18 protein-coding genes and 1 pseudogene are annotated in these 21985 nt (G+C 38.4%); 12 read left to right on the plus strand and 7 right to left on the minus strand.

Features of this window, described 5'->3' with window-relative positions; all coding sequences use genetic code 11:
* Positions 1–89: 89 nt before the first annotated feature.
* The gene (locus AU377_RS15070; protein WP_067408716.1) at positions 90–1019 is read left to right on the plus strand and encodes a bile acid:sodium symporter family protein; all 930 of its coding nucleotides are present in this window, start codon (positions 90–92) and stop codon (positions 1017–1019) included.
* Positions 1020–1267: 248 nt separating this feature from the next.
* Entirely contained in the window at positions 1268–1390 is a 123-nt protein-coding gene (locus AU377_RS15860; RefSeq protein WP_256381701.1) for a hypothetical protein, read from the plus strand.
* 124 nt (positions 1391–1514) lie between these two features.
* On the opposite strand, the gene AU377_RS15075 is transcribed toward AU377_RS15860, so the two are convergent.
* Positions 1515–4121 (minus strand): cation-translocating P-type ATPase, encoded by a 2607-nt coding sequence (locus tag AU377_RS15075; RefSeq protein WP_067408718.1) that lies wholly within the window; start codon positions 4119–4121, stop codon positions 1515–1517.
* A 212-nt stretch (positions 4122–4333) separates the two neighbouring features.
* Here AU377_RS15075 and tnpB point away from each other — a divergent pair, with 212 nt between their 5' ends.
* The 3 genes from tnpB to AU377_RS15090 all read left to right on the plus strand — a co-directional run bounded on the left by tnpB (position 4334) and on the right by AU377_RS15090 (position 6977).
* On the plus strand, positions 4334–5452 hold the full coding sequence (gene tnpB / locus AU377_RS15080; RefSeq protein ID WP_067408720.1) for an IS200/IS605 family element RNA-guided endonuclease TnpB: 1119 nt from the start codon (positions 4334–4336) through the stop codon (positions 5450–5452).
* Between the two features lie 249 nt (positions 5453–5701).
* The gene (locus tag AU377_RS15085; protein WP_067408753.1) at positions 5702–6031 is read left to right on the plus strand and encodes a helix-turn-helix domain-containing protein; all 330 of its coding nucleotides are present in this window, start codon (positions 5702–5704) and stop codon (positions 6029–6031) included.
* A 19-nt stretch (positions 6032–6050) separates the two neighbouring features.
* A complete protein-coding gene (locus AU377_RS15090; protein ID WP_067408722.1) occupies positions 6051–6977 on the plus strand; it encodes a DsbA family protein in 927 nt (308 codons plus the stop codon).
* 219 nt (positions 6978–7196) lie between these two features.
* Here the strand turns inward: AU377_RS15090 and AU377_RS15605 are convergent, their stop codons facing one another.
* Complete coding sequence (locus tag AU377_RS15605; RefSeq protein WP_156450468.1) at positions 7197–7340, minus strand: hypothetical protein; 144 nt, start codon at positions 7338–7340, stop codon at positions 7197–7199.
* 123 nt (positions 7341–7463) lie between these two features.
* On the opposite strand from AU377_RS15605, the gene AU377_RS15095 reads away from it, so the two are divergent.
* Both AU377_RS15095 and AU377_RS15390 read left to right on the plus strand, forming a co-directional pair.
* On the plus strand, positions 7464–8591 hold the full coding sequence (locus tag AU377_RS15095) for a glycerate kinase (protein ID WP_067408724.1): 1128 nt from the start codon (positions 7464–7466) through the stop codon (positions 8589–8591).
* Between the two features lie 24 nt (positions 8592–8615).
* Positions 8616–9375 (plus strand): annotated as a pseudogene (locus AU377_RS15390) (hypothetical protein).
* A gap of 61 nt (positions 9376–9436) precedes the next feature.
* Here AU377_RS15390 and AU377_RS15110 read toward each other — a convergent pair.
* The 5 genes from AU377_RS15110 to AU377_RS15135 all read right to left on the minus strand — a co-directional run bounded on the left by AU377_RS15110 (position 9437) and on the right by AU377_RS15135 (position 16383).
* On the minus strand, positions 9437–11572 hold the full coding sequence (locus AU377_RS15110) for a M28 family peptidase (protein ID WP_067408730.1): 2136 nt from the start codon (positions 11570–11572) through the stop codon (positions 9437–9439).
* A 428-nt stretch (positions 11573–12000) separates the two neighbouring features.
* Positions 12001–12573, minus strand: a complete 573-nt coding sequence (locus tag AU377_RS15115; RefSeq protein WP_156450469.1) for a hypothetical protein — start codon at positions 12571–12573, stop codon at positions 12001–12003.
* 924 nt (positions 12574–13497) lie between these two features.
* Positions 13498–14391: an ATP-binding cassette domain-containing protein gene (locus tag AU377_RS15125; protein ID WP_067408735.1), complete on the minus strand. Its 894-nt coding sequence runs from the start codon at positions 14389–14391 to the stop codon at positions 13498–13500.
* Between the two features lie 19 nt (positions 14392–14410).
* Positions 14411–15931 (minus strand): hypothetical protein, encoded by a 1521-nt coding sequence (locus AU377_RS15130; RefSeq protein WP_067408737.1) that lies wholly within the window; start codon positions 15929–15931, stop codon positions 14411–14413.
* A gap of 86 nt (positions 15932–16017) precedes the next feature.
* Entirely contained in the window at positions 16018–16383 is a 366-nt protein-coding gene (locus tag AU377_RS15135; RefSeq protein ID WP_067408739.1) for a hypothetical protein, read from the minus strand.
* Between the two features lie 357 nt (positions 16384–16740).
* On the opposite strand from AU377_RS15135, the gene AU377_RS15140 reads away from it, so the two are divergent.
* From AU377_RS15140 to AU377_RS15155, 5 genes are all read left to right on the plus strand, one after another.
* Positions 16741–17646 (plus strand): polyprenyl synthetase family protein, encoded by a 906-nt coding sequence (locus tag AU377_RS15140; RefSeq protein WP_253724511.1) that lies wholly within the window; start codon positions 16741–16743, stop codon positions 17644–17646.
* Between the two features lie 15 nt (positions 17647–17661).
* Positions 17662–17823, plus strand: coding sequence for a competence pheromone ComX (comX, locus tag AU377_RS15395; protein ID WP_082732073.1), 162 nt, complete (start codon positions 17662–17664; stop codon positions 17821–17823).
* Positions 17824–17836: 13 nt separating this feature from the next.
* Positions 17837–20143, plus strand: coding sequence for a sensor histidine kinase (locus tag AU377_RS15145; protein ID WP_067408743.1), 2307 nt, complete (start codon positions 17837–17839; stop codon positions 20141–20143).
* A 5-nt stretch (positions 20144–20148) separates the two neighbouring features.
* Positions 20149–20814, plus strand: a complete 666-nt coding sequence (locus tag AU377_RS15150) for a response regulator transcription factor (RefSeq protein WP_067408745.1) — start codon at positions 20149–20151, stop codon at positions 20812–20814.
* A gap of 285 nt (positions 20815–21099) precedes the next feature.
* Positions 21100–21447: a hypothetical protein gene (locus AU377_RS15155; protein ID WP_067408747.1), complete on the plus strand. Its 348-nt coding sequence runs from the start codon at positions 21100–21102 to the stop codon at positions 21445–21447.
* Positions 21448–21985 lie beyond the last annotated feature (538 nt).

The raw sequence follows: 21985 nt of genomic DNA on the forward strand, positions 1-21985 counted from the left end.
CACGATTCGACAAAAAATTTATTTTGCCGTTGCAAAGTTCTGTAAATACTGTATAGTTATTTCATAGTTTAAAAGGAGTTGTTTGAAAGATGAAAGTATTGGAAAGAATTAGCCAGTTTGCGGGGAATACTTTTGCATTTTGGGTATTGCTTTTTGCGGCGCTGGCATTTTTTGTCCCAGATGGTTTTACGTGGATCGCCCCATATATTTCTATATTGCTTGGCATCATTATGTTTGGAATGGGTATGACTTTATCAGTAGATGATTTCAAGGAAGTTGGAAAGCATCCGAAAAAAGTAGCGATTGGGATTATTGCACAGTTTACGATTATGCCATTGCTTGCTTTTGGATTAGCAGTCGGATTTAGATTGCCGCCCGAAGTTGCTGCTGGCGTTATTCTTGTTGGCTGTTGTCCAGGTGGTACGTCATCAAACGTAATGACTTTTTTAGCACGGGGAAATGTTGCTTTATCCGTTGCGATTACGTCTTGCACAACTTTATTGGCGCCATTTGTGACACCCGGGCTCATTTTGTTATTAGCGAGTAAATGGCTGCCGGTTTCGGCAGGGGCTATGTTTTGGTCGGTTGTGAAAATTGTTTTGATCCCGATTATTCTAGGCTTGATTGCAAAAGTTCTGTTCCGTAAGCAAGCAGAACAAAGTGTGAAAGCAATGCCGCTCGTTTCCGTTACTGCAATCGTTGCGATTGTCGCGGCTGTCGTCAGTGGCAGTCAGCAAAAAATTGCTGAAACAGGCTTGCTCATCTTGTTAGTTGTCATTATTCATAATGGGTTAGGCTATTTGATAGGTTATGGAGTTGCTCGTTTATTAAAATTAAATTATGCTGACCGTAAAGCGATCGCTATTGAAGTTGGCATGCAAAACTCCGGGCTAGGCGCGGCATTGGCAGCAGCACATTTTTCACCGCTAGCCGCTGTACCGAGTGCGATCTTTAGTGTATGGCATAATATTTCCGGCTCGCTGCTTGCTACATGGTGGAGCAAAAAAAGTGAAAAGTAACTTTGGCTGGAATGTTGTGTTATTGGCATTGATCAATTGAATAAACAAATTCATTTCAACAAACACGATTGTTTAAACCTTCGTGTTTGTTTTATTATCTGAAACTATATAAAAATTCAAAGAATTTTACAAAATGAAAGCATATTAAAAAGAAATATGATATAATGTAGTAAAAATACAGAAATTTTGAAAAATTTAATAATACAACACAAAGAGAATGTGGTGTGTATCAGGGGGAGGAGAATGGCATGTCAAGACAGTGGAACTTTATTATCGGAAACAAACTGATTACCATTTTCGACAAAGACCAGAAAGTAGCAGAGAAAAAAGCACACGCTCTGTACGAAGAGCTTCAAAATGGTAGCAGGTAAAAACGATAAGCGTCTTTGAGTGATAAAGGGCTTTACTTTTATAGTAAACAATCAATTAACTCCGTCACAAATTTGTGACGGAGTTTGAATTGATCCATACATATTGCATTCATTTGAAATAGCATTATTTTCTCCTTACAAACAAAGCTTTAGCCCATTGGTTCACCAAAAATGGCAGAAACGCCAGAATATAAATGAGGGCCAATTGCATGCCGCTTAAAGGGGCAACTTTAAACACACCTGCAAGCGATGGAGCGAGTAATACAACGTGTAAACATAAAAACCCAATTAAAAAGGCTAGCCACGTATATTTGTTTGAAAATACGCCGATTGTGAAGATTGATTCTTTGGATCTCGAGTTGAAGCCATGGACTAATCTCGATAAACATAATGTTGTAAAGGCCATTGTGCTTGCTGTTAACGTATCCCCCGTCTGTAACCCGATTCGAAAAGCGATAATTGTTACGATCGCAATTAATAAACCTTCTAGAACTACCTGGATCGTAAATCTTTTATTCAGCAATGGCGTATGAATATCTCGTGGTTTTTCCTTCATCGTTTTTTTATTATGCGGTTCCAATCCAATCGCAATGGCAGGCAAACTATCGGTTAGCAAGTTGATAAATAATAAGTGCACAGGTGCAAAGGGAACGGGTAATCCTAAAACAGTTGCATATAACACAACAAATATAGCGCCTGCATTCCCTGATAATAAGAAGAGAATGGCGTTTTTAATATTCGTATAGAGGCTTCTTCCATTCTCAATCGCTTTGACAATTGTCGAAAAATTGTCATCCGTTAAAATCATAGAGGAGGCATCTTTCGCCACTTCAGTACCAGCGATTCCCATCGCAACCCCTATATCAGCTTGTTTTAGGGCAGGACCGTCATTGACGCCGTCTCCTGTCATCGCAACAACATGTCCTTGTTCCTGCCAAGCCTTCACGATTCGGATTTTATGCTCCGGCGTTACACGGGCATAGACGGAAAAATCTTGAACCAATCCCTGAAGTTCTTGATCTGTTAATCGTTCTATTTCATATCCTTCGACTGCCTCTGAGGGATCCGTTAAAATGCCAATTTGTTTGGCGATCGCGGTGGCTGTTATTTTGTGATCCCCTGTAATCATCACAGGTTTAATGCCAGCCTTTATACAGCTCTCAACCGCTGCTTTTGACTCCCTTCTCGGAGGATCCATCATCGCGATTAGTCCAATAAAGATTAAATCTCTTTCGGCTCTGACATCGATTGTTTCATTTGTTTGTATCTCTTTGTAAGTAATTGCCAATACTCTTAAACCATTACTAGAAAAATTGTTATTTGCCTCTTCGATTTTTTTACGGTCTTCTTCCGTCATCTCAATGGTTCCTTTGGAAGTATCGATCCTTACAATTCTGGGCAGAAGAACGTCTAATGCACCTTTTGTAACCATGATCGTTTTACGATTGAATGTATTCACAGTGCTCATTAGCTTTCGATCTGAATCAAAAGGAAGTTCTGCCAATCTTGGATTGTGCTTCCTGACGAGCAACTCATCAAAATTGTACTGCTTACCTAATTTGACGAGTGCAATTTCGGTAGGGTCACCGATTTCTTTATCGTCTCTTTCGAATGCATCATTGCATAATAGCGCCTTTAAAAGTAAGTTTCTCTCAATTGGATTTTCTATGTGAAGCCCGTCATGCGGGACAACTTTTTGATCAACAAAGACGTGTTGAACAATCATTTTATTCTCTGTCAATGTTCCTGTTTTATCGGAACAAATCACAGACACACTGCCCAAACTTTCAACAGCATAGAGTTTTCGGATAATGGCATTTTCTTTTGCCATTTTTTGAGTCCCGAAAGCAAGCACGATGGTAACGATCGAACTTAATGCTTCGGGAATGGCTGCGACTGCAAGCGAAACAGCAAACATAAACGAGTCTACTAGCTCGCGTCCCCGGAAAAGGTCGATCGTGAAAATGGCTAAACAGATGATTGTAATCCCCAAAGCCAATTTTTCTCCAAATTGATCAAGACTTACTTGTAAAGGTGTTTTTTTCTCTTTTGCGGTATCGAGCAAATTAACAATTTTTCCAATTTCTGTTTCCATCCCAACAGCCGTGACAACTGCGATCCCTCGTCCATTGGTGACAAAGCTTCCTGTGAAAATCATATTTTTTTTATCGGCAAGGGATACATGATCTTCTTCGATGGGCTCAGTACTTTTCGCTACAGCCAATGATTCACCTGTCAATGAACTTTCATTTACATGCAGATTATGACTTTCCAGTATTCTTCCATCGGCATTTATATAATTGCCGGCCTCCAAATAAAGAAGATCTCCAACGACTAAATCTTCTGATGGAATCTCCACAATTTGATTATTGCGAACAACTTTTGCAACAGGGGAGGACAAAGCTTTCAAATTATCCAAAGATTGTTCTGCTTTCACATGCTGTACTGTTCCCAAGATTGCGTTTAAAATAACGACAATTAGTATAACAATCGTACTTGACACTTCACCGATTAAAAATGAAATGAAAGCAGCGGCCATTAAAATAATGACTAATAAATCTTTAAACTGACTTAAAAAAACGGCGAATGAGCTTGTCCTTTTACCTTCCACCAATTCATTGTATCCATATAATTCTTGTCTTTTATGGACGTCATCATTACTTAAGCCGTGAGGTGTCACACCTAATCCTTGCATAACTTCAACTACTGATTGTTGATGATATTCTGTCATTCGCTTCTCCTTTCAATACTAAAAGTAAAAAGAATGTTTTTATAGGAATCATCTAGTTTTTTATCATTTTCTGACAGAATACTCCCATTTCAAGGAATGTGTAGGGCGCAGCCCAATGAGTAAGTGGGAGATGAATGTCGGTTGGCGATAGTCAAAGCCTTCTCTGTTGCGCTACAATGAAACAAATGTTCCTAGAGGTGAGGTGAAGGTTAATGTTAGTCAATAAAGCGTATAAATTCCGCATCTATCCAAACAAAGAGCAGGAAATACTAATTGCTAAAACAATCGGTTGTAGTCGCTTTGTCTTCAATCACTTTTTGGAAAAGTGGAACCAAACGTACCAAGAAACCGGAAAAGGATTAACTTACAATTTTTGTTCTTCACAACTCACACAGTTAAAAAAGGAATTAATATGGTTAAAAGAAGTTGACAGCATTGCCCTCCAATCCTCGCTTAAAAATCTTGCTGATGCCTATTCACGTTTTTTCAAGAAACAAAACAGAATACCACGTTTTAAATCCAAAAAGAATAAAGTACAATCCTATACAACAAAACATACCAACGGAAATATTTCCATCGTTGGCAATAAAGTGAAGTTACCCAAACTTGGCTTCGTTAAATTTGCAAAAAGTCGTGAAGTAGAGGGCCGTATCCTTAACGCTACAATTAGACGGAATCCGAGTGGCAAATACTTTGTGTCCATTCTTGCCGAAACAGAAGTGAAACCACTGCCCCAAACAGATTCTTCTATTGGAATTGATGTTGGCTTAAAAGACTTTGCCGTTTTGTCTGATGGAACAATATATGGAAATCCTAAATGGTTTCGTAAATTGGAAAAGAAGTTGGCGAAAGCACAACGTATATTGTCCAGGCGGAAGAAAGAATCTTCTAATTGGCATAAACAACGTATTAAAGTTGCACGTCTACACGAAAAAATCACGAATGCACGAATAGATTACTTGCATAAAACCTCTACTGAGATTGTCAAAAACCACGACGTCATTGGTATTGAGGATTTGCAAGTAACGAATATGCTAAAGAATCGTAAATTAGCAAAAGCGATTAGTGAAGTATCGTGGTCAAAATTTAGAACATTGCTTGAATATAAAGCAAAATGGTATGGGAAGAAGGTTTTGTCTGTTGCTAGGAATTTTCCTTCCAGTCAACTTTGTTCAAATTGTCATTACCGTAATAAAGACGTTAAAAATCTTGCATTGCGGGAATGGACTTGCCCGGAATGTGGCAAACATCATGATCGAGATCTAAACGCAAGTATCAATATTCGTAATGAAGCTATACAAGTAACCGCAGGGACTGCGGGGTTAGCCTAATCAATAACTAGTGAGCGCACTGGTGTTCTTAGGAATCGCCCGCTTCAAAAACGGAACGTTTTAAGTGGTGGGTAGTTCAAAGTTTGTCCTCTTTTGGTAAGCAATCACAATACCTTATCAATCTATTCTTTCTTTTACTACGATATGATAATAGTTGATATGAAATTTATTGAACATTTTATAAAGATGTTGAGTATACTATTTATACTTGGTATAATATTTATATCATGAAGTGTGAGGGTGATCTTTATTCAAGTATGTCCTTATTTAGAATCTTGCTTTGAGATATTAGGAAGGCGCTGGAATGGGCTGATCATTCATTATTTATCGAACTGTCCACATTTCATGTCCCAGTTTTCTCAGATGAAACGTGATTTAAATGATATTACACCACGTTCACTATCTTTGAAGTTGACGGAACTTTCGGAGTTCGGATTAGTCGAAAAAAAAGTAACAGAAGGAACGCCCGTCGCGATTACGTATCATCTGACCGAAAAAGGCCAACAGCTAGCAATTGCTTTAAAGCCTGTACATGAATGGGCTGTGAAGTATATTGAGCTTGGGGAAGGAAAAAAATAATATAAAAGGGGAATGTATAATGGGTACGAAGAATCCTATGATGTGTGATTTGCAAACAGGTATTTGCGGACCTGCTGGAGAAGACACAAGTCCAATGGAGTTCATCGATTTAACAGCACCGAAGAAAAAGATTGAACTATATTATGTAACGGATCCAATCTGCTCGCATTGCTGGGCATTGGAGCCGGTTCTTCGAAAATTTGTCAGTCAATATGGGCAATATTTTAATATGCACACGCTTATGGGAGGATTGCTTGAGAAATGGGACGGTTTCGCGGATGTAAGTAACGGTATTTCTAGTCCAGCCGATGTGGCGGGTCACTGGAGGGAAGTAGGAGAACACTCCCGTATGCCAATCGATGGAACCGTTTGGTACGACAACCCAATCGAATCATCTTTCATTCCATCTCGTGTTTACAAAGTCATTCAAGAAGAAAGTCCGGAGCTCGCAAACGTTTTTTTACGTCGTGCACGTGAAGAACTTTTTGCGTTCAATCAAAACATTGCACAAGACGACCTGTTAATTACTCTTGTGAATCAAATTGGGCTAAATGGGGAAGAAATCGTTAGTCAATCAAAGCAAACAGAAGCTAACCTATCTTTACATGCAGACTTCCAGCTTGTCCGTAAGTTAGGCGTCCGCGGATTTCCAACAATCGTCATGGTCGACGAAGAACAAAAAGGCGTTCGAATCGTTGGTGCGCGTACGTTAGAAGATTACACGAATGCACTGCAACAATTACTGCCAGATGAATTACTAAAGCCGAAACAGCTGCCTGGTTTAGATCAACTATTGCAGCAGGAGAAATTGTTATTCTCACGTGAAATTGAAGAATACTACTCAATCGAAAAAGAAGAATTAGAGATATTTCTGGAGAAACAATTGCCGAAAGCTGCTTTTCAGTTGGATAGCATCCTTGGCGAGAAATATATTCAATCAAAATAAAAGTTTATGAATAGTAACCATCCCGTCTATGAGTTGAAAAGGGATGGTTATTTTTTCTGTTGTCATAAAGAATCACTTATTTATCATGTGTTTATTATTTTACAATACTTAATAATCATTCCTGCCTATCTAAGTATACCCAGTGCTTAGTCGGTTTTCCGCAATATAATGACGTTTACTTGGATATCGCTTTCCCTGCTCTTGATAACCCCCTTCTCTTTAATAGTATGCTGAAATATGGCCTTGATATAAAATATTATTATTTTTGAATAATATGATGAGTGCCGAATGCTTACCTGAATTACGGTTTAATTTGACCATTGTGGGTGCGACAATTTCTTCCGCAAGCTGTTTTGTCAACAAAAAAACTACCCCTTTGTATAGAAATTCACAAATACTCCGTACTTTTTTATACATCAAGTATAATGACTTTTCGAATTTATGTCATTATACTTTTGTAAACGCTTAAATAACGGGGTGAGAGTAATGAAAGTTATAGTGGCACCGGATTCATTTAAAGGGAGTTTGACTGCGCTAGAGGCAGCCGAAGCAATGGCCGCAGGGATTAGTGAGTATGACGAAACGATTCAAACTGTTTTACTTCCAGCGGCAGACGGCGGAGAAGGCACCATGCGAAGTTTGGTAGGTGCTACGAAAGGAAAAGAAGTACCTTTCGTTGTGCAGGACCCGCTTGGCAGAAATGTTGAAGCAAGCTTTGGCGTACTCGGTGATGGGGAAACATGTGCGATCGAAATTGCGGAAGCTTCAGGACTCATGCTTTTAGAGGAAACTGAAAGAAATCCACTTATTACGTCAACGTATGGAACAGGGGAATTGATCCGGCACGCACTTGATGCTGGGTTTCGAAAGTTTGTCATTGGGCTCGGTGGAAGCGCTACAAATGACGCTGGGACTGGGATGTTACAAGCACTCGGGATGAAGTTTCTCGATAAAGAAGGTAAGGAATTGCATCCAGGAGGAGGTTCACTTACTGAACTCTATGAAATTGATTGTTCGCATTTCGACCCACGTATTCAGGAGAGTCATTTCCTAATTGCTTGTGATGTGGAAAATCCTTTTGTTGGCCCGGTCGGCGCATCCGCTGTTTTTGGTCCACAAAAAGGGGCTACGCCTGAAATGGTAGAGCATCTCGATCAAAACCTCACAAAGTTTGCGAATGTCGTTGAAGAACAAACAGGAATATCACTTCACGAGAAAACAGGGGCCGGCGCTGCCGGAGGAGCCGGCGGGGCATTCCAAGCATTCTTTCCCGCGGAAATGAGACAAGGGATTGAAGTTGTGTTACAAGCAATTTCATTTCATGAACAGACAAAAGATGCGGATCTTATTATTACTGGTGAAGGTAAAACGGATAGCCAAACGTTGTCCGGGAAAACGCCATTTGGCATAGCGAAAGTGGCACAAGAGGTAGGAAAACCAGTCATTCTAATTTCAGGTGCATTGGATGAAAAAAGTAGAGATGATTTGAATTCGATCTTTACTGAACTACATGCCATATCAGATGAAACAATTTCTACGGATGATTCTATGAAAAATGCTTTTCACTATTTAAGACAAAAAACAAATCAAGTATTAAAAAAATATGTAAGATGATAAGTCGTTAGGGAGCGTAAAGTAATGTTATTTGGAATTATTGCAATAGTAGTTGTCTTAACAGTTATCTTAACGGCTGTTTTCAAAGTGCATCCATTTTCATCTTTACTATTTAGTGCATTTCCAGTAAGTATTGGTTCTGGAATGCCATTATTAGAAGTCGTTGAGAGTGTGAACGACGGTTACGGCAGTATTATGAAAAGTATTGTCATTGTTGCCGGTACGATTATTGGTGTCATTTTAGAAAAGTCGCTATTGCATCGATGTCTATTGCGCTTGCCACTGGTTTATATGCAACGCATACATTAGTTGTTCCCGGACCAGGTCCAATGGCTGCAACGGGTAATATTGGAGCCGAATTGGCGCAAGCGGTGCATTTGGAAAAGTCATTTCCAACTCTGGCGTTGCGGAATTGATCAAAAATATGAATATGGATGTATTCGGAAGCGGAGCATTATTCCTTCTCGTTCCATTTATGATTTCGGCTACTTTGAAAACTGCACAAGGCTCTACGACAGCGGCGATTCTCATTACATCGACTTTAGTCGCCCCATTACTTCCTTTAATGGGCATTGACGGAGCCATTCCGCTTGCACTCGTTGTTATGGCAATTGGGGCAGGGGGGATGGCAATCAGCCATGTGAACGATAGCTTCTTCTGGGTTGTGACACAGTTTAGCGAGATGAAATTAAAAGATGCCTACAAGGCACAAACGATGGCTACGCTGTTGCAAGGAATTACGACGATTGCTGTCTCAATGATTCTATGGACGTTTTTAGTCTAAAAGTAAGAAGAGATGAAAAGAACCGAGTAGCTCCTACTGCTACCCGGTTCTTTTTGCAAATTCACTTTAATGCGTTTAGCATTTCAGAAAGTGTCTTCACACTTTCGTATTCCTCGTCAATAGTTGTTTGGAGGAGTTGTTTTTGATTTTCTAAAGTCTTTGTAAGCGTTTCGATCTCTGCGCTCAAATCAGGATTGGCTTGATCGCGTTTTTCTAACAAAGCATTCGTTGTGTCATATAAGTCTTCATGACCTACAATTCTTCCTGCGCCCCACAGCAATCTGTCGGCAGGTTGCTTTAACACATAGTCTGTGAAATATTGGTTTGTTTCTTTGTCAAAATCATAAGTGTACCAGTTATTGTCGATTAACCATAAATGTTCATCAAGCGGCGTGGCAATATCACCTTTTTTCAAAGCGTCAATAGAAGAAGCTAATTGCTCAATGTTATTTTGCGCATGTTCATGCGGGAAAATTGGCTCGTCTTCCCATGTGAGCTTCACAAAATGGTCTTGGGCAAATTTAAATGTTTCCAAAAGACCTGCGTTAAGCTCTCTGCTTTCCTTATAGAGCATTTTGGCCGTTTCGGTATCGTCTTTCATCAATGCTTGCAAGTAGTTATCATTGATTTCATTTACTTTTTTGTTAATCTCTTCCGCTGCAGCAATTGCCTTGTCTATTTCTGCATTAATCTCTTTTGAAGATACAGATGCACTTTCAAAGATCTCTTCGCTCACACTTTCTTTTAAAGCTTTCATTCTAACCGTAAAGTCGAGCGGTGTAACGGCTGTTTGATCGTAATGCATTGTCAGGAAACCATAGAGCTGCTGGTGGAACAATAATGCTTTTTCGTTATACGTGTCTTCATTATCAAATTGTGAATGGTAATGTGTTCTCATAAATTCACTGTCTTGAAAATCATTTCGAAGTGCCGGAACACCTGCAATGGAGAATGAAAAATCATCCGACCATGTGCGAAGCGGCGAAACAACGGATATCCCGTCTTTGTATACACCTTCGACATGCGGCACGGTTTTGGCAAATTTCTCAAGATCCGTTTTGAATTCATAGATGGCACGGATTTCATCGCTTGACGTATGTTCATAAGCTGGAAGCTCAAAGTTTAGATTGGCAACCGCTTTTCCTACCCATTCCGGGTGGACCCTAAAGATTTGATTGTAAGCACCGGTTGACCAATCATAGCGCGTGTTTGAAACGCCCCATTCTTCTGCAGCAAGTGCGTTAAAAATAATCGTTTTTTCCGGTTTGTAGCCACTATCGATGAGTCCTTTTGCAATGCTCATCATAAGGCCGATTGCGGCATTGTCATCCTGGAAACCTAAAAAATAGGAATCATAATGTGCGGATAAAATAATGTACGAATCTGGGTCTTTTCCGATGATTTTTCCGTAGTAATTATACGTTTTCCCATCAAAGGCAACTGTCGATTTCGCGTCAAAGTTTACTTTCAAAGCGTTTCCATTTTTATCAAGTGCTTTTTTCAACACCTTCGCATCCGCCTGTGACATCGAAAAGGCAGGCGCATAGTCCGGTCCAATAATATCTTGCGCGTTCAAAGCCGTTGGATCGACCTCTGAATAGCCGCCATCTTGTACAGCGATGACTCCAGCAGCGCCTTTTAAATACGCTTGATAGGCAGGGTAGTTAACCCACCATTCTTCACGCTGATTAATGTCGATTAAAACGAGCTTATTTTTCACGTCTAGTGTTGCAAGGTCGTTTTTCGTACCTTTTCCAGCGTAAATAACTTCAAACTCTTTTACACCTTTTGTATCGAAGTTCGTTTGGTAACTTCCTAAAACAGCTTCATACGCTTGTCCATTTTCATCCGTGAAAGTGAAATCCGCTTTTTCAAACTCCCATGTATCAACGGTAATCTCATCTTTTGTTACTTCGGATAGACCGATTTTTTTCATTTCCTCAAAGATTTTATTGCCTGTTTGAATTTCTGCTTGTGACCCAGCCGTGCGATACCCTAATTTTTCATTCGTTTTAAATTCTTCAAGGCTTTTTGTGAAGTTATAAGCATACTCCGTATCTACTTTTGACAAATAGTTGCTTTGTGCATCTTTCAATGGCTCGCTTTTCGGTTTATTCACGGGCTCATTTTTCGTACAAGCCGACAAGATCAAAGCAAAAATAAGCAACAAAGGAATAGCGTTCAATTTCTTTTTCATGTACCAATCTCCAATCAATATTTTTCCATATTTCTTAATTAAACAATACCTATATTTGGATAGCAAGGTATTTTTGATTTACATTTACTATGCCCGTTATACAGTTAAAAATGTGTAATGAAGCCTTTATCCAAAATGTTTCTGGCGGGATCGGAAAGGAATTATAAAGAAGCGTATGTTCCCTATTTTATAATTGAATTGGCAGAAAATAAAGTGGGAGATAGGTTGATGCTTGAATAATAGGTGTACGCATCATCTAAGAAGATAATCTTTTCCTAACATGTTTGACTATCGTTTTTTAGGAACTAACTTGCACTAATTGTAGCCAAGCCAGTCATTATGCACATAGATGACTGGCTTGGCTTTTTGTACTTTAAGTGTAATGCTGTCATGAAAGAGGGGGCAAGGTTCGAAAAATCCCTTGATGATTACCCGATGTTTGACGAATTCAACAAATAATCTTTATAAAAGGATACATAAATATCAAGACTCTCCATAAAAGCCTGTTGCAGATTTTTAAATTGTAGGATCAGGGTGGATCTTGAGTGATGCTTGGAGTTCATTAATCCCACTATACGTTCTTCAATCGCTACTAATTGCTGAATATTCATCTTGAGATATTCTTTTGCTTCTTGGGAATACCCTTCATTCAAGGCTAATTCTAACAAAGTATTTCGTGTGTTTCTAACCTCCGTTAAAATAACATCCAAATCTTGAAAATGAATTTTTATTTTCTTATCGCTCATGAACCAATCCTGTTCATACATAGTAAGGACGCCGGCTGTTCTACTTGATACCAAATCATCTCGTAAGCTTTCTTCATGAATTTTTTTGAATTCATTTAGATCTTTTGTATATTCTTGGACGACTATATGATCAGGATGATAGGTAAAGCTTTTTTGGATACTGAAAAGAGAATAAGGGTAAAGCCAAGCGATGGTAAAGAAGCAAATTACCAAAATAACAAATAGAAATATATTCAAGCCTTTTTTATTTTTCAAATAAGAATCCCCCGCTTTTTTATCATAATAAGCATATATCAACGCCCACCTATTCCACGGGTGGGCGTTGATATATGCTTTACGTAGTTTTATTTAGAACACGACAATTATCTGGAAGGGAGTTCGACCAAGTGTAGTTGATCAATTGCTGCTGGTCCAAGCCAGTTGTTTCAATACATGCATTAAATAATAAAGCGGATTTTACGACTGAAAAGCTAAACGCCAGATTATCTTCTAAACCACTTAGTTATGTTAATAAGGGGATGTTTTCTGCAAGTTAACAGTAATAATATAATACTCACTACAACAAGCACGATACGGTTAACGATGTAGAGTGTCGGGGAATACTGATAATAAAAGTTATTGGAGTGGGCTCCTAATGAAAGGTATGCTAACGTTCTTCCCGCAGAGATATAATCAAAGACATAGTAAGCCAACATAACAAATAAGCCTATGTAAGCATTTTTAAACTGATGCATGAAAAATAGAACAACCGCGCATAACATAAATAGATTAGGTAGTTTCGCTAAAGCCATCCATACACTTTGTACGTCTAAAAAAGCAACGTTTCGAAAATACATCATATGACTGAAAAGCACTCCAATTGAAAAGGTAACTACAAACGTTAACCATCTACAAATCATCATACTGCTATAAGTTTTATCGGTGTAAAATTGGAAAAACACATAAATTTTCTCTTTGTAATCTGGCAGAAAAGCGTAGAAAATGACAAGCGCTGCCAGCAAAGGCACCGCATAATCAAATAAATTATCTATACTTTGAAACTTCCCATAGTTTTTTAATATATTTATGTATTCGTTTGGGACAGGAAAAACAACACAATATATATATAATAAAAAAAGTAAACCAATGCTAATTTTTAGTAACTTTCCCTTATGATCGAACATTGTAAAGAAGTGCTGCTTATAGATTTTGAGCGTGCTGAAAGTAAATATAGGCATTTTCCAGACTCACTTCCCTTACTTGACAACTATTATCTAAAACAGTTGCTGTTTTGTTGCGCGATATATATTTAATTTGTATTAAATGATCTGCCATTCTCTTTTCCTCGATAATATGAACTTTGTTGCGTACCTCATTAAGCTCCCGCTTATCAATAACAGCCATTAAAAGATGAGGCTTGGCAAGATCTATCAGTTCATTGACTGTTCCATCAAACTGTAATGTATGATCGTTTCCAATAATCATCAGCTTATCACTATATAGCTCTACATCCTCAATAATATGAGTGGAAATAATTGTAATTGAATGAAGACTAATTCTTGATAATAACTCTCTAAACGCGATCCGTTGCTCGGGATCCAATCCTACAGTAGGTTCATCCACAAGGATTAAATCGGGATGGCCAATGACAGCCTGTGCAATTCCTAGACGTCGTTTATAGCCACCGGAATATTTTCCGATTTTTTTTCGAATCACTTCTTGTAAAGAAAAGTCTTCAACAATTTGTTGCAAATGTTGTTTTTTATCTTGCGGCGGCAATTTCTTTACGTCATATACATAAGACAAAAAGTCATAACCCGTCACATTGTGATACATGTCGAACATTTGAGGCAAATAACCGGCTTTCTCAATTGGATATGAACGATGTGAAAGTAGTGATTCTTCATTCAAATACACTTCGCCCGAATGAGGGTATAAAATTCCCGCTAAAATATTCATCAATGTTGATTTTCCGACACCATTATTGCCGAGTAATGCGATAATACCATTCGTGCAATTGAACGAGAAATTTTTAAGAATTTCTCGCTTACCAATTTGATAACATAAATTTTGTACACGTAATTGATTTTGCATCAAATTTCACTCCATCATACTAATCTAATCTAAAATAAAGAGTAGAGCCTTCCACTGACAATAAGTCCTTGTGGATTGGCCGAGCTCCCACAATGACTTGACGATACTGTTTGTTTTTTAAAGTTTCAAAGTTCGCATCGGCTGCACTTTGCTCATCAATTGCGGTAGAAATTACATGCTTAATATTTTGCACGGACATTGTGAAAGGATAAATGTAACGAATATCCCCATCGGTATGTTCGTTGTAGATTCCTCCAAAAATGGATACATAGCGTGCAGATCCTTGTAAATGACCATCCAATATTGGCAAGTTACTATATAGATTTGTATTCGCGGTAACATTCAAGTTAAATTTGATACTATCGGCAATCGTAGGCGATGGATACCAAAAGAAATCTCCGCCGACTAAATTAATTGCATGCGGGCTAACATAAAAAAGATCGGAACCTATATCTTTTTTTATATCTACTTTTCCTCTATACAGAATTTCTACATTTACGGTGGAGCCCTTTGTAAAGTCGTCATGAATGACAAGTAAATTATTACCAAATGTGTGCGCTGCAGCTTGATTATCTACTAATACATGCTCGACTTTAAAATTAGAATCTAAAAGAAACGAAAGTGTATCGCTATTTTCATAGATGGCTATTTTGATCTGTGCCTTATTTTCTAGTTTGTGGCGTAAATCCAACTTCATATTGTAATCCTCAATTTCGTATTCTTCGAACGTGATTTTATCAACGTCCATTGCATGATAGAAATCATATTGGTGACTAAATCCATAAATCGTTAAAAAACTAAACGCTGATAAGGCAAGCGTTGGGACAATAAAATATCTTTTTCTTTTTGTAGTAGTGATCAAGAGATAAGTCATTGATAAAATAAAAACACTCATGCATAAAACAACCAGTTTGTCTGCAAAATACTCTTTAGTCAATAACACTCCTGCAATCTCGTTAAAAACGATAAATGTATCATCCGGAAGAAATGCTCGTAAGTAATTTGTGATCAGATTATCAGATAAGTCCCCAAAAGTGACTGCAATAAGTAGTCCGTAAATAGCTAGTGAAACGACAATCGATCGTTCATTTTTAATAAAGGCTGCCGTGCTAATGCCGATGGATATGGCCAATACGCTTCCCGTCAGTAAGATGATTAAAAAGTGTCCGATGCCCCTTACAACAGTTGAGAAACTAAATAACGAATTTTTAAAAATGAGCATAATAAGTACAGAAAGTAAACCAAAGCCAATGGTTACAAAAATATTGGCGAGTACAACTGCGATCATTTTTCTCCCTTTCTCTTTTTCTAGAAAAGAGAGAACTTTAAACTCCTGGTACATCATAGATGAAGATGTAATTAGTAGGTAAATATGAAAAAAGATAAATGGAATTAAAAAGTATTTTGTATATAAAAAAATAGAGATATCTAGCGTATCAATGAGTCTGGTGAAAATGTCCAAAAAGGTCACTGCCATTGCTATTATAAAGTAAATACTTTTAAGGCTAACTTTTGTATAAAAGAGGCTGGATTTCAGCATTATACTCGCTCCTTGGTAAACTCTTTCTAGGAGATTATCATATAAAACGAGAATCCCCAATTTTAAATTAGGGATTCCTGTTCTTATTAATAAATAGATACCGATGCCTTTGATGCTGGATTAGCACTTGTCCAGCGAATGTAATAGCTTTGATTCACACCATCCGCATTTTTATCAACGGCATGAAAGTTCGTTGTTGTGGTCCGTGGTGAAGTGACAGAAGTTGTTGCTACTGCTTCATCAGGTCTGTTTGGTATGATTTTCATTGCTCTGGCAGTCCCAGAACCAGCTATCCCTGTTCCGCTTAAAGTATGACTACCAGATCCTAAGTGTGCATAATTTGTTTGAGAGGCGAACCCACCAACATTCACTGGTCCAATTGTCCCCGCCGAAGCAGCCAATGAAGCAAATACTGTAGTCGCTACGAATGCAGATGCAATAAACTTTTTCATAATTTGAATCTACTCCCTAGTTATTATTGTTTTAGAGTGTTCGGCAGTTATTATTGTTTTAGAGTGTTCGGCGCCAAACACTGTATACAATCTTTACATACTTTCACCAAAATTACACCGTGAATCAAGTTAGTATTTTCCGCAATTGTTTTGCGGGCATTGGAAACCTACTAGCTTCAATATTGTAACGGTATTATTGAAAGTGGAAAGCTGTTGCGTTGTCGGTAATAGCACATCATACCGCAATAGCAATTGCGGAAAACCGCAACATAGATTACGGTGAAACTTTAAGGCGGATGCGGTAATATGATGGGGAGGGCATATTGTAGCATTCAAGGAGGCAAGTATTTGAGTATTGTGAAACCCGAAGTGATAAAAAAGTCATTGTATGACATGGTCAACGTGCATATTACGCAAGATGAACTAAAAACAAAGTTGTTGTCGTTCATTGATTTTCAGTCAGAGAAGGGGTTTCCGTTTGGGGAATTGCTTATTTTGCACTACAAGATGTTTAATGGGGAAGAAACGGAAGAGATTTACACAGTTGCAGCTGCGGTTGAGATGTTAATCTTATCCTTTGATATATTAGATGATTTTGAAGACGATGATTTTCAAGACCAGCCATGGTCTGCTAAATCGAATCTAGCACTCAATGCAACAACGGCGTTACTTTTTTTGAGTGCAAGCGTAATAAGAAAGACAAGTTTCAAGAATGCGGGAAAAGCGATTGCGATTTTACAAGAGTATGCACTTCGGTCGATTCATGGTCAACATCAAGATTTGCTCAATCGTTGCAGAAGTGAGGAAGATTATGTACAAATGACGATGGAAAAGTCTGGTTCATTAGTTGCGCTCGCTTGTTTAGTCGGTACTGCTTTGGCGACGGATTCTGCTCCGAGTGAAGTAGAAACGTATGCCGGGTACATTGGTCTAGTTGGGCAAATCAATAATGATTTAGCGGATATCGAAATATGGGGAGAAAAGAACGACTTGTTAAATAAAAAGTTTAGTCTTCCAATCATTTACTTATTAAATTGCAATGATGCACAGCTCGGATTTGTTCGCGATTATTATGAAAACGAAGTGGACAAGGACGTAATTTTAACGCAACAGAAGCTAATTTCGGAGAAGTTTGTTCAAACAGGGGCGGTTACGTATACAGAAGTCATGAGGAAAGTATATCAAAACAAAGCAATTGCGGCGGTAAAGCAGTTGCAGGTAGATTCACTTTATAAGGATCTTCTATTAAAATATATTCATTAATGAGGAGAGGTCAATATGCAAGAAGTTATTCAATTTTTAGTCCAAAACTCGGATGTCTTAAATAAAATAAAAGAAGGACAGGCGTGCTTGATCGGAGTAAGCGCAGAGGAGCTTACGGCGATTCTGGACGTGTTCCTCGATGCAGCTGTTGTTCAACCCGCGTATTATTGGGCTTGATTCTGGAGGTTAAATGAAAAAGGCTACAAGAGCTATTGGACTAATACACCTACCCATTTTAATTGTCTTGGGTTTAACAGGTTATTTCACCATAAAGATTTGGGAATCCCCATTGATTGGGTTAGAAGTAAAGGAAGCAAATAATCAATGGATAGTTGAAAAAGTATATAAAAATGGATGGGCTTCGAATCAATCAATAGAAGAAGGAGATGTATTAGAGTTAGTAGATGGTGAAAGGCCGGAGCAACATTCTACTGTAACTTTATTTAATAGAGTAGAAATGGCGAAGTCCATGACGATTTTGGATGAAAATTTAGAACAGAAAACAATAGAAATCTCATATGATCATTTGGGGACACAATATATAATTTATTTAATAATTCCTTTTATATTTAATGCTGCTACGTTATCATTAAGTCTTTTTTTATACCGCAAAAGAAAGAATGACAAGGCTGCCAGAATCTTAATTTACTTTTTATTGTCGATGGGAATTACTTATCTCAGTGCCTCAGTTTCAGCACGGGGAGATCTTGTAGGAAGGGCCTTAAATATAATAACGTTATTGGGCTCTTTAATCCTATTTATTCACTTTTTGAAAAACTATTTACTTAGATTTAACCTATTGTTTATAAAGGACAGATTACTCGCATCCTTGTACGTAGTTTACTCTATCGTGTTAGTCCTAATGGCTATCGATTTTAATACAAAAGTAGTGTTGTTCTTTTTTTTCTTATTACTAGGATTTTTATTCTTTCAACTGATCAAGTTATATTTAAAGTTTAGGGATTCTGAGGGAAGAGCCATTTTAAAACTTCTTGGGGTTACTTTACTGGCAGCTTTTAGTCCTTTTGTTTTGCTCTACGTACTTCCTAATGTCTTTTTTGATAAGAATTTTGTTTCAGCGGAAGTTACAGCCATATTCTTAATCATCATTCCAATTGCATTTGTTTACTTACAATTGGCAGAACAGCTATTCGATATCGAATATATCATCGGGCGGTTACGATACTATTCTTTACTCGCTTTTCCCTTCGCGATTTTCATCATTATTTTGTTAAGTCTTACTACACCGATTCAGCTTTTTTCTAGTGTAACAGCTATGATTTTTCTACTGTTGTATGTGTGCACGACCTTATTTTTATATGTAAAAGAAGTCATTGACTACAAAGTGAAGCACCATCTCTTTTCAAAGAAAAATGACTTTGAAATGAGTTTATACAAATTTTTTCAAAAGGCAAGGTACGAGACAAAGGTAGAAAGTTTACTTACGCATTTGATGAATGAAATCCAAGATGTGTTAGCGGTGAAAAAGGTTCGTCATGTTGTCGTGAAAAAGGCGGTCGAAGAGGATCGCTGGGTGTTAAAAAATAGCGCGCATTCCCCCGATAGTCTTGCTGATGGATTGGAGACGATTCAATGGGAAGGTTATGATGCAGGTTCTTTATATGAAATAATGGACGGCTTTGGAATCATCATTGGTGGGGATCACACGAGTAAAGACATCATTTTATTCGGCATGAAGAATTCTAAAACCAATTTGAATGTCCAAGAAAAAATTTGGCTAGAAACATTGGCATACTTCTCAAGTATTTTGCTGGAAAATTTCCAGCTCATTGAAGGGTTATTTGATAAAATTGAACATTATCAAGAACAATTGGAATCGAAGGACGGGCATTATCCTCATTGGCTTGCAAGATTGACGTTCTCTTTATCTGAAAAAGAAAGAGCCGGGCTTGCGACCGACTTACATGATTCAGTGCTCCAAGATCAGTTGCATATTTTAAGGAAAGTTGAAATGGTCAAAAAGAAAGTGGAGGACGCATCTGTTCAACAAGAGCTAAATGATGTGACAGAACTTATGCTGGATAATATCCACTTAATCAGAGAAACATGTCACGAACTTTTGCCGCCGTTTTTGACTGAACTAGGTGTGATACAGTCTATTCAAAACTATATTGATAAAGTCAAACTACGCTGCAACTTTTTACTTAAAACGGAATTGGATCCATCCATTCAAATCATGGATGCAGAATATGCATTAGTTTTGTATCGTGTCGTACAAGAGCTGTTAAATAATGCGATGAAACATTCACTTGCATCTAAAGTGAATTTGTCGCTATGTCAGCACGATCAAAAAATCCTTTTGACCTATGAAGACAATGGGAAAGGAATGGAAATGACGCAACTTCATAATACATTTCAAACAATTGGGATTTTAGGTATGAAAGAACGGATTAAAAGTGTTGGCGGTACAATCGATATGGTATCTGCACCCGGGCAGGGGATAAAAGTAATGATCGAAGTAAAGGTAGGGAATTAGTTTGTATGATTAATATATTAATTGTGGACGATCATCCGATGGTTGGAGAAGGGACCCGAGCAATTATTGAGCAAAAGGCGAATATGGCAGCAACTTTTATCGCAGATGCGAACACGGTTGCGGAAGTTATAATGGAAAAAACGTACGATGTGTACTTAATAGACTTACATATGCCGACGACTAACGGAATCGAACTTACAAAGAACATACTGCAAATTGACCCGGATGCTACAGTGCTCATCTACACGGGTTATGACATTGCGCCCCATTATAATTTGTTAATGGATGCCGGTGCCACGGGCTTCGTTAGCAAAACAGCTTCACCGGAACAACTGATCACTGTGATTAGATGTGCATTAAGGGGAGAAGTGGTAGTTCCCCTTCAGTTATTAAAACAGCTAAGAAGAGTGAATACTGAATCATTAGTAAATGTCGGAGAGCCTAATTTAGGGAAAATGACCTTGTCCAGGAAAGAACAAGAGATTTTGGAAGGTGTCTTAAGAGGTTTGACAAATAAGGAAATTGCATCTGAACTATCCATGGGTCAAAGAACTATTGAATATCATTTAACCAAAACTTTTGCAAAATTAGGGGTGACTTCAAGGACGGAAGCGATTATGAAAGCAAAAGAGCATGGATTATTGTCTATGCGGTCGCTGGGGAAAGAATAAGAGGTAAGGAGAAGTTGGCGATGCTGGCTTCTTTTTTGTGCTTTGATAGTGTTTAAGAAAGTCGTGGGAATAGAATACCCTTGCAGGAACGTAGATCCCGCAAGGGTGTTTGAAAAAATGAATGGGGATGATTGATAACTGATTTGAAAGTCAAGGCAAGGATAAAGATTTTTAGAGCAATACAAGAAAAACACCATGTTGGGCGTTCCAGTTATAGGCAGACGGGCATTCACGCAATTACTGGAAGATTGTTGTAAAAAATTGCAAGAGGGAGGTTTATTATTTATGAATTTAAAAAAGGGTACAATGGTATTAACATTGGCGGGATTATTGCTTTTTGGTGGACTAGCTGCCGAAGCAGGAACATCATGGAGTGGTACTCAACATAGTTGGGTGCCAGGTACAAATGGTTCGGCATCAACATCATCACAAACAAAAGCTAGGACAAATGCTTCATCTGATTTAATAGTTTCTGCTATCTCGGTTAACAATAAACTTGATACTCGTGCACTTGGTGGCGGGAGCAACGGTGTTGTGTCTGGACCTTGGGTACGTGATACAAACGTGGGTTCCTATGCGATCCCAAATCCTACAGGAGCCGGTTGGTCTACTCAGTTGATTACGGCCACGTGATTTTACCACTCGTGACATCTTTTTTACCACATAGCGCCAAGAAACTTACCACACAATGACACTAGATGTACCACCCCGTTGAAACGCATGCCCGCCGGGGAATAACACACTTTTAACGGTACATATTGTGAAGCCAGTGTGTACTGATAACAACTTGACACGGAGCCTCTACGGGCATGAGTTCCAAGCCATGAAACCAGCAACACGTAGCTGGCTTGGCCCGTCAAGGCTATCATGCCCGCCTCTCCATGTAAAGTTGTAAGACGAAGAATCAGTAGCCCCTCCCCAGTGGTGTAAACGAGCACATTATTACAGCTACTCATTTTCACAGTAATCCAGTGGGAAATCCGAAGTAATGTGCTCATTTTTTCACTTTAATCCGGATTGTGAAAAGCTTTGTTCGAATTATATCGGCCAAGAAAGAAAGAAAAACCCCTAAAAAGGGGTAAGCGTTGGTGTGTATTCATGTGTATTTATCCGAACTTTGTACACTTGGTAAGTATGAAGGACAAAGCTAACGTCGCTATCCAACGTGACA

It is taken from the genome of Sporosarcina sp. HYO08 (genome assembly GCF_001563475.1).
Taxonomy (GTDB): domain Bacteria; phylum Bacillota; class Bacilli; order Bacillales_A; family Planococcaceae; genus Sporosarcina.